This is a genomic window from Tepidiphilus thermophilus (genome assembly GCF_001418245.1).
Taxonomy (GTDB): domain Bacteria; phylum Pseudomonadota; class Gammaproteobacteria; order Burkholderiales; family Rhodocyclaceae; genus Tepidiphilus; species Tepidiphilus succinatimandens.
Genome location: NZ_LIPU01000004.1, coordinates 215,231 through 224,094 on the forward strand (window position 1 = coordinate 215,231; position 8,864 = coordinate 224,094).

General features: G+C 66.9%; 9 protein-coding genes. 1 reads left to right on the top strand and 8 read right to left on the bottom strand.

The annotated features are described in order from the left end of the window. Positions 1-4 precede the first annotated feature (4 nt). The 7 genes from ASC37_RS05390 to ASC37_RS05420 all read right to left on the bottom strand — a co-directional run bounded on the left by ASC37_RS05390 (position 5) and on the right by ASC37_RS05420 (position 8,034). Positions 5-2,695, bottom strand: coding sequence for a cation-translocating P-type ATPase (locus ASC37_RS05390; RefSeq protein WP_072247934.1), 2,691 nt, complete (start codon positions 2,693-2,695; stop codon positions 5-7). A gap of 91 nt (positions 2,696-2,786) precedes the next feature. After that, positions 2,787-3,464 carry a hypothetical protein gene (locus tag ASC37_RS05395; protein WP_055423391.1) on the bottom strand — a complete coding sequence of 226 codons (678 nt, stop codon included), beginning with the start codon at positions 3,462-3,464 and terminating at the stop codon, positions 2,787-2,789. A gap of 117 nt (positions 3,465-3,581) precedes the next feature. Further along, on the bottom strand, positions 3,582-4,922 hold the full coding sequence (locus tag ASC37_RS05400) for an ammonium transporter (RefSeq protein WP_176697458.1): 1,341 nt from the start codon (positions 4,920-4,922) through the stop codon (positions 3,582-3,584). Positions 4,923-4,945: 23 nt separating this feature from the next. Next, positions 4,946-5,284 carry a P-II family nitrogen regulator gene (glnK, locus tag ASC37_RS05405; RefSeq protein WP_055423392.1) on the bottom strand — a complete coding sequence of 113 codons (339 nt, stop codon included), beginning with the start codon at positions 5,282-5,284 and terminating at the stop codon, positions 4,946-4,948. Between the two features lie 248 nt (positions 5,285-5,532). Next, positions 5,533-6,315, bottom strand: a complete 783-nt coding sequence (locus ASC37_RS05410) for a MetQ/NlpA family ABC transporter substrate-binding protein (RefSeq protein WP_055423393.1) — start codon at positions 6,313-6,315, stop codon at positions 5,533-5,535. A gap of 46 nt (positions 6,316-6,361) precedes the next feature. Then, complete coding sequence (locus ASC37_RS05415) at positions 6,362-7,027, bottom strand: methionine ABC transporter permease (RefSeq protein WP_055423394.1); 666 nt, start codon at positions 7,025-7,027, stop codon at positions 6,362-6,364. After that, complete coding sequence (locus ASC37_RS05420; RefSeq protein ID WP_055423395.1) at positions 7,027-8,034, bottom strand: methionine ABC transporter ATP-binding protein; 1,008 nt, start codon at positions 8,032-8,034, stop codon at positions 7,027-7,029. Before ASC37_RS05420 ends, ASC37_RS05415 begins: the two co-directional genes overlap by 1 nt. A 227-nt stretch (positions 8,035-8,261) precedes the next feature. On the opposite strand from ASC37_RS05420, the gene dctP reads away from it, so the two are divergent. Beyond that, a complete protein-coding gene (dctP, locus tag ASC37_RS05425; RefSeq protein ID WP_082438383.1) occupies positions 8,262-8,762 on the top strand; it encodes a TRAP transporter substrate-binding protein DctP in 501 nt (166 codons plus the stop codon). On the opposite strand, the gene ASC37_RS11505 is transcribed toward dctP, so the two are convergent. Continuing rightward, on the bottom strand, positions 8,752-8,864 hold a 113-nt coding region (locus ASC37_RS11505; RefSeq protein WP_141654651.1), incomplete at its 5' end, for a transposase. The two genes, dctP and ASC37_RS11505, sit on opposite strands and share 11 nt — an antisense overlap.

An 8,864-nucleotide genomic window follows, 5' to 3' on the forward strand; every position in this document is an offset into this window, starting at 1 on the left:
CCGCTCACAGGGCGACGCGCCCCATGCGCCGCAACACGGCCTTTTCCACTTCGACCACCGCGAAAGCCGCCAGCGCCCCGGCGAGCGCATACGCCCAGGCAAAGGCATCGAGCGCCGCGGTGCGAAAGAGCAGCTGCAGCGGCGGGGCATAGATGAAAGCCAGCTGCAGCAGCGCCAGCACCCCGATCACCGGCCACAGCGCCGGATTGCCCCGCAGGACTTCCAGGCTCCAGCCGCTCGCGACGAAGCGCCGGCAGCTGAAGAGATAGACCACTTCGGCGCACACCAGCGTATGCGTGGCCGCCGTGCGGGCGAAGTCCTCGCCGAGCTCGCGCACGAGGGAGATACCGTAGGCGCCGTAGGACAAGAGGCAGATCAGCACGCCGATGAAGACGACGCGCCACGCCATGGCCCCCGTGACCAAAGGCTCGACCGGCGGGCGCGGCGGGCGCTGCATCACGTCCGGTTCCGGCATCTCGAACGCCACGGCGATCGCCAGCGTCACCGCCGTCACCAGGTTCACCCACAGGATCTGCGTGGCCGAGATCGGCAGCGACCAGCCCGCCGCCAGCGCGATCGCCACGACCAACGCCTGCGCCACATTCGTCGGCAGCACGAAGAGCAGCGCCTTCTTGATGTTGTCGTAGGCCACGCGCCCCCAGCGCACGGCCTGGGCGATGGTGGCGAAGTTGTCGTCGGCGAGCACCATGGCCGAAGCCTGACGCGCCGCATCGGTGCCGCGCTTGCCCATGGCCACTCCGATGTCGGCCGCCTGCAGCGCCGGCGCGTCGTTGGCCCCGTCGCCGGTCATGGCCACGATGTGGCCCTGCCCCTGCAGCACCCGCACCAGACGCAGCTTGTGCTCCGGCGCGGCCCGTGCGACGACGTCCGTCTCGGCGATGCGCGCGCCCAGGGCTGCGTCGTCGAGCCGTTCGATCTCCACACCGGTGAGGGGCGCCTCGGCGCGCAGTCCCAGCATCTGCCCGATCGCCTGGGCCGTGACCGGGTGATCGCCCGTGATCATCAGCACCCGGATGCCGGCCTCGTGGCACTCGCGGATCGCCTCCTTCGCTTCCGGCCGCGGCGGATCCTCCAGCCCCACTACGCCCAGCAGGGCAAAGCCGCCGTTGACGTCCTCCAGACTCAGCGCCTCCTTGGGACTGGACAGCCGTTTCCAGGCGAGCGCGATCATCCGCCGCCCCTTGGCCGCTTCGCGCATCAGCCGCTCTCCCCAGCCGGCCATGTCGAGCGGCTGGCCGTCGGCATCGCTGTAGCAGTGCGCCAACACCACTTCGGGTGCCCCTTTGAGAAAAATCACGTGATTCCCGTGATGATCGCGATTGAGCGTCGCCATCCAGCGCCGTTCCGGCTCGAAGGGGATCAGGTCGACCCGCGGCCAGCAGCGGCGCTCGCGCTCTGGGTCCAGCCCCGCCTTCAGCGCCATGCTCATGAGGGCGACTTCGAGCGGGTCCCCTTCGCCATGCCAGTGCCCTTCGGCATCCGCATGGAGCGCGGCGTCGTTGCACAGCAGCGAGGCGCGTGCAAGCCGCACCAGGCCGCGCACGCTCTCCGGCAGCCGCGGGCGTCCGTCGCGCAGGAACGCTCCCGTCGGCTCATAGCCCGAACCCGACACCTCCACGCTGTCGTGCGGCAGCAGCACCGAGGTGACGGTGAGCTGGTTGCGCGTCAGCGTCCCCGTCTTGTCGGTGCAGATCACGGTGACCGATCCGAGCGTCTCCACCGCCGGCAGGCGGCGCACGATGGCCTGGTGCTGCGCCAATCGCTGTCCGCCGATTGCCAGGATGATGGTGACGATGGCCGGCAATCCCTCGGGGATGGCCGCCACCGCGATCCCCACCACCGCAAGGAAGATCTCGTCGAGCGGCTGCCCCAGCCCCCAATAGGCCCAGGCGAAGAGCAGCGCCGACACGCCCACGATCACCGCCGCCGCACCCTGGGCGAACCGCGTCAAGCGGCGGGTGAGCGGCGTTTCCAGCCGCGAGACGCTGGCCACCAGCTTGCCGATGCGCCCGAGCTCGCTGTCCCCGCCCGTGGCTACCACCACCCCCAGGCCCTGGCCACGCACCACCGTGGTGCCGCTGTAGGCCATGCAGCGTCGCTCAGCGAGCGGAGCCGCCTCGTCGACGGGCTCCGGATCCTTCTCCACCGGCAGCGATTCCCCCGTGAGCACGGCCTCGTCCACGGCCAGCCGGCGCGCGGCAACCAGACGTAAGTCGGCCGGCACCACCATCCCCGATTCGAGGAAGACGAGGTCACCCGGCACCAGCTCCTCGGCAGCGATCTGACGCCGCCGTCCGTCGCGGATCACCACCGCGGTTTGCGCCAGCATCGACTTCACCGCCGCGAGCGCCCGCTGGGCCTTCCCCTCCTGGAGCGCGCCCAGCACCGCCGAGACGATCACCACCGCGAAGATCACCGCCGCATCGATCCAGTGCCCGAGGTAGGCCGTCAAGATTCCCGCCACCAGCAACACGTAGATCAGGGGATTGTGGAACTGGCGCAGCAGCCGCAGCCAGGCCGGATCGGGCGGCTCTTCCGGCAAGCGGTTCGGGCCATGGACGGCGAGCCGCCGCTCGGCCTCGGCCTGGGTCAGGCCACACTGCAGATTCGTGGCCAACTGCTCGGTCACCTCCAGGGGCGACTGCGCATGAAAAGACCTGTTCCTTCGGCTCATGGACGACATCGTGGAACTCACCACAAAGGGACGGTGAAATGCAGCATACCACGGAGCGCAAGGCCCCCGGCCCCTACGCGGCAGAAGAGGCTCAGCCGCGTCCGCCCTGCCAGGCGGCGAGCAGGAAGTCGCGATAAGGCGCGAGCAGGTGGAGGGGAACTTCCACTACCGGTCCACCCAAGGTGGTTCCGAGATAGCGGCCGAGAACGGGCGTTTCTGCGCCCGGCAGCAGGACCTCCACGGGTGCGTTCGCCTTCAGCCGCAGGTTGCGCTGCGACTCGTCGAAGAAGACCGAGCCATGGGTGAAATTGAGCTGCGCCTCGGTTTCGAGCGGCTCGTCGTTGGGCCGCACGCCGCGCACCACGACCGGCGCGAGCCGCACGTCGTTGCACAGCTTCAGCGCCTGGGTGCGCAAGCGCTTCTCCAGCTCCTCCTCGGCAAGGAAAGGGACGTTGCCCACGCGCGCCTCCAGCTCGGCGAGCTCCTCGTCGGTGAGGTGCGGTGCCGCGCGCACCAGCAGCTCCTTGGGAATCGTCTGACCCGGCTCGCGCCGGGGCCGTTCGACATCGACGTGGTGCTGCATCTTGTGGATCATGATGCCGCTACCCTGCAGGCGCTTCGTCGCCACCGCCTTCAAGCCCTGATGCACCACGTCGCCGAGCAGACCATCGACGATGCGCGCCAGATCGGCGCGCGGCATCTTCTGCAAAGGCTCGGGAAGGGACACTTCCATCGTATAGGTGAGGATCAGACGGCTCGTGTCTTTCATGGGCGGCGTGCAACCGGACGGATGCCCCCATGCTAGCACGACCCCTGGGTCCAGGCCAAGAAAAAGCCCCCGGTTCATCACCGGGGGCAACGACAGGAATCGCCGTCGGAGAGGAGACTATAGGCGGTAGGCCGTCTCGCCGTGGGTAGCCACGTCCAGCCCCTCGCGCTCTTCTTCCTCGCTCACGCGCAAGCCCCCGGTGAGCGCACCGGCGATCTTGTAGGCGAGGAAAGCCACCACGCCACTCACCACGATGGTGGTGAGCACGCCCCAACCTTGTACCCACAGCTGATGCATCACCGAGAAATCCGCCTTGCCGTTGCCCGTGCCGCCCAGGGCAGGGGAAGTGAAGACCGCGGTGAGCAACGCCCCCACGATGCCGCACACCCCATGCACGCCGAAGGCATCGAGCGAATCGTCGATGCCGTGCCAGCGTTTGAGCGCGCTCACGCCCCACAGCCCGGCTACGCCGCCGATCAAGCCCATCACGATCGAGCCGATCGGGCCCACCGTGCCACAGGCCGGCGTGATGACCACGAGCCCGGCCACCGCGCCCGAAGCCGCCCCGAGCATGGAAGGCTTGCCCTTGACGAGCGCCTCGACCGCGCTCCAGGAGAGCACCGCCGCCGCCGTGGCGAGCAGCGTGTTGAGGAAGGCGAGCGTCGCGCCCGAAGTCGCTTCCAGGTTGGAGCCGGCGTTGAAACCGAACCAGCCCACCCACAAGAGCGAGGCCCCCACCATGGTGAGCGGCAGCGAGTGCGGCGCAAGCGCCTCCCGCCCATAGCCGATGCGCTTGCCCACGAGCATCGCGCCCACCAGCCCGGCCACGCCGGCATTGATGTGCACCACCGTGCCGCCGGCGAAGTCGATCGCCCCGGCGCCGAGCAGCCATCCGCCCGGCCCCCAGACCATGTGCGCGATCGGCAGGTAGGAGAAGGTGAACCACAGCACCATGAAGACCATCACCGCGGCAAACTTGATGCGCTCGGCAAAGGCCCCGACCACCAGCGCGCAGGTGATGGCGGCAAACGTCCCCTGGAAGGCGACATAGACGTATTCCGGCAGCTTCACCTCGGCGGTAAAGGTGTCGGCCAGGCTGTCGGGCGTGACGCCGGCGAGGAACACCTTGGAAAACGACCCCAGCCAGGGCATCGACTCGGTGAAGACGAGGCTATAGCCATAGCAGGCCCACAGCACGAGCACCAGCGCCGTCACCATCAGCACCTGCATGAGCACGGAGAGCACGTTCTTCGCCCGTACCATGCCGCCGTAGAAGAGCGCCAAGCCCGGCACGATCATCATCAGCACCAGCAGGGTAGAGGTCATCATCCAGGCGACGTCGCCGCGATGCACCACGGGCGCGGCCGTGCTGGCCGCCTCCTGCGCCCAGGAAGGCAGGGAGACCGTTGCCAGAGCCACCAAGGAGCCGACCCCGCCGAACCACTTCTTCTTCATCATGATGATTCTCCTCATCGTCCAGATCACAGCGCCGCCGTCCCGGTCTCGCCGGTGCGGATGCGAACCGCCTCCGCGAGTTCGAAGACGAAGATCTTTCCGTCGCCCACCTTCCCCGTGAAGGCAGACTTCTCGATCGCCTCAAGCACCTGCTCGAGCAGCTCGTCCGGTATGGCCACTTCGAGCTTCACCTTGGGCAGGAAATCGACCACGTACTCCGCCCCGCGGTAGAGTTCCGTGTGCCCCTTCTGCCGGCCGAACCCCTTGACCTCGCTCACCGTGAGCCCCTGCACGCCATTTTCCGAGAGCGCCTCGCGCACCTCGTCGAGCTTGAACGGCTTGATGATCGCCATGACGAATTTCATGATTCTTCTCCGTAGCGGGAATGCCCACCACGACGTAAGCACGGAACGTGCCAAAATGCAGGAAAAGCGAAAAGGGGACGCGGCAACGAACCGCGTCCCCTCAGGCTGGTGCTACGGAATCGAGAAATCCGAACGATGGAGCGCGACGGGATCGGGCCGCCCCTGGCGCGCCCCCGCGCGCGGACGCACCGTTTCAGTGCATTCCGCGAACCGATCCGTCCACTCTGGAGCGGATCGGCGGCCTCGGCTCAAAACGCCGGCACCACGGCCCCCTGGTACTTCTCGAGGATGAAGCGCTTCACCGCCTCCGAGTGCAAGGCGCGCACGAGTTTTTGCATGGCCTCGCCGTCCTTGTTGTCCGGCCGGGCCACCAGCACGTTCACGTAGGGCGAATCGGCCCCCTCGATGACGAGCGCGTCTTTCGTGGGATTGAGTCCGGCCTCCAACGCATAGTTGGTGTTGATGAGGGCCAGATCGACCTGGTCGAGGATGCGCGGCAGCGTGGCCGCTTCCAGCTCCTTGAAGCCCAGCCGCTTGGGATTGTCGGCGATGTCCCGCGGCGTAGCGGTGATCTTTCCCGGATCCTTGAGCCTGATGAGTCCAGCGCGCTGCAGCAGCAGAAGCGCCCGCCCGCCGTTGGTCGGATCGTTGGGAATGGCCACGACGGCGCCTTCCTTGAGCTCGTCGAGCTTCTTGATGCGGCGGGAATAGGCGCCGAAAGGCTCGATGTGCACCCCGGCCACCGCCACCAGGTCGGTGCCGCGATCCTTGTTGAACTCGTCCAGATAGGGTTTGTGCTGGAAGAAATTGGCGTCCATGCGCTTTTGCGCCACCTGGATGTTGGGCTGGACGTAGTCGGTGAACACCCGCACCTCCAGCTCCACCCCTTCCTTGGCGAGCATGGGTTTGACGTACTCCAGGATCTCGGCGTGCGGCACGGGCGTGGCCGCCACCGACAGTTTTTCGGCCCAGGCGGCCGGAACGAGGCCAAGCGAGGCGCTCAGAATCAACAAGGCGTTTTTCCATTTCATGGCACGACACTCCTTCCTTGGGTGAAGAAAAAAATCCGTTGCCACGCTAACGGCGGCTGAAACGCAGCACAAGCCGGTCGCCCAGCATCTGCAGCAGCTGCACCAGCACCACCAGCAGCGCCACCGTGATGACCATCACGTCGGTCTGGAAACGCTGGTAGCCGAAACGGATGGCCAGGTCCCCGAGGCCGCCGCCGCCGATCACCCCCGACATGGCGGCGTACGACACCAGGGTGATGGAGGTGACGGTGACTCCGGCGAGGATCCCCGGCAAAGCCTCGGGCAGCAGCGCCCCGAAGACGATCTGCGGCACCGTCGCCCCCATGGCCTGCGTCGCCTCGACGATGCCCCGATCCACCTCCCGCAGCGCCGCCTCCACCAGCCGGGCAAAGAGCGGCGCCCCGCCCACCACCAAGGGCGGAATCGCCCCTGGCACGCCCAGCGAGGTGCCCACCAGCACGACGGTGACCGGGATCATGACGATGAGCAGGATCACGAAGGGCACGGAGCGCAGCAGATTCACCACGAAAGAGAGCACCGCATAGACGAGCGGCTGCTCCAGCAGCTGGCGCTTGCCCGTGAGAAAGAGCGCGATCCCCAGCGGCAGCCCCAGCAGCACGGCGAAGAAGAGCGACACCCCCACCATGACCAGCGTATCCCAGCAGGCCCGGCCGATCTCCAGCCAATCCACGTTGACCAGCCATTGCGTCATCACCGCAGCACCTCCACATCCACCCCCGCCTCGGCGAGCGCCCGCAGCGCCTCCTCCACGTCGCCGCCGACGAGCGACAGAGTCAATTGACCGTACGGAACGTCCTTGATGTGATCGATGCGCCCGGCGAGGATGCTGAAATCCACCCCGAAGCGGCGCACCACTTCGCCCAGCAGCGGCCGGTAGGTCGCCGCTCCCTTGAACGTCAGCCGCACCACGCGCCCCGCTGCCTGCTGTAGGCTCTCCTGGAATTCCTGCGTATCGACGTGCTCGCTCTCGAGCACGAACTCCCGGGTCGTGGGATGTCGTGGATGGAGGAAGACCTCGCTCACCGGCCCCGTCTCCACCACCCGGCCGCCGTCCATCACCGCCACCCGGTCGCACACGCGCCGCACCGCGTCCATCTCGTGCGTGACGAGCACGATGGTGAGCCCCAGGCGGCGGTTGATGTCGGAGAGCAGCTGCAGCACCGAACGGGTGGTCTGCGGATCGAGGGCGCTGGTGGCCTCGTCCGACAGCAGGATGGAGGGCCGGCAGGCCAGCGCCCGGGCAATGCCCACGCGCTGCTTCTGCCCGCCGGAGAGCTGGGCAGGATATTTGCCCGCGTGCTCGCTCAAGCCGACCAGGGCGAGCAGCTCCTCGACCCGCGCCGCGATGGCAGCCCTGGATTCGGTGCCGGCGATCTTCAAGGGAAAGGCGACGTTCTCCGCCACCGTCTTCGACGAGAGCAGGTTGAAATGCTGGAAGATCATGCCGATGCGCCGGCGGAAGGCGCGCAGCTGCGCCGGGGCGAGGCGGGTGACGTCCTCGCCCTCCACCACGACGCGCCCCTGGCTGGGGCGCTCGAGCAGATTGACGAGGCGAAGCAGCGTGGATTTCCCGGCACCGGAATGCCCGACGATGCCGAATACCTCCCCTCGTTCGATCGTCAGCCGCTCGACTTCCAGCGCCAGGACCTCCTGCCCCCGGACACGGTACGTCTTGCGCACGCCGTCGAATTCGATCACATCCACCATCCTTCAGCGCAAAAAGCGGATTTTCGCACGGACAACCCGACGTGCCGAAGCCACTGCCGGGCTTGGCAGTATATCGAGGGAACTCATGATTGACTCCATCAGCCGCTGCGGTGATACTTCATGATGGGGTTTTTTCAGAGCCTGAATGGCCGAATCTGGATCCTGCCCTCAAGGCATCCCCGCAACCCTCACGACAACACCCTGGAGAGGAGACTTCGATGAAAACCCGACGCTGGCTCACCACCGCCCTGTTCGCCGCCTTGCTGGGCACCACCTTGCTCGGCCTGGGCAAACCCGCCGCGGCCGCCGGGCCGTACAAGGATGAGTACAAACTCTCCACCGTGCTCGGCGAGGCTTTTCCCTGGGGCTGGGGCGCCAAACGGTGGGCCGAACTCGTCGACGAAAAAACCCAAGGGCGCATCAAAATCAAAGTCTATCCCGGCGCCTCGCTCGTCTCGGGCGATCAGACCAAGGAATTCACCGCGCTGCGCCAGGGCGTGATCGACATGGCCGTCGGTTCGACGATCAACTGGTCGCCGCAGGTCAAAGAGCTCAATCTCTTCGCGCTGCCCTTCCTGATGCCGGATCAGCGCGCGCTCGAAGCGCTCACGCAGGGACGCGTCGGCAAGAAGCTCTTCGACACGCTCGCCGAACGGTTGTGCAACCTTTTTTCTGTAAATTTCCGTGGTGTTGGTCATGACGCCGGGGTTACGGGTTGAGGTTGAGATAGACCTTGCCGGTCATCCACTCGTCGTCGAGTTCGGCCAGCAGCGCCGAGACCAGGCGCAGGCAGGAATCCATGTTGGGGAAGATGCTGGCCA

Excerpts from the sequence above, each read along its gene's own strand:
- glnK (WP_055423392.1), bottom strand. The coding sequence starts at position 5,284 with ATGAAATTCGTCATGGCGATCATCAAGCCGTTCAAGCTCGACGAGGTG.
- ASC37_RS05400 (WP_176697458.1), bottom strand. The coding sequence starts at position 4,922 with ATGATGAAGAAGAAGTGGTTCGGCGGGGTCGGCTCCTTGGTGGCTCTG.
- ASC37_RS05395 (WP_055423391.1), bottom strand. The coding sequence starts at position 3,464 with ATGAAAGACACGAGCCGTCTGATCCTCACCTATACGATGGAAGTGTCC.
- ASC37_RS05415 (WP_055423394.1), bottom strand. The coding sequence starts at position 7,027 with ATGACGCAATGGCTGGTCAACGTGGATTGGCTGGAGATCGGCCGGGCC.
- ASC37_RS05410 (WP_055423393.1), bottom strand. The coding sequence starts at position 6,315 with ATGAAATGGAAAAACGCCTTGTTGATTCTGAGCGCCTCGCTTGGCCTC.
- dctP (WP_082438383.1), top strand. The coding sequence starts at position 8,262 with ATGAAAACCCGACGCTGGCTCACCACCGCCCTGTTCGCCGCCTTGCTG.
- ASC37_RS05390 (WP_072247934.1), bottom strand. The coding sequence starts at position 2,695 with ATGAGCCGAAGGAACAGGTCTTTTCATGCGCAGTCGCCCCTGGAGGTG.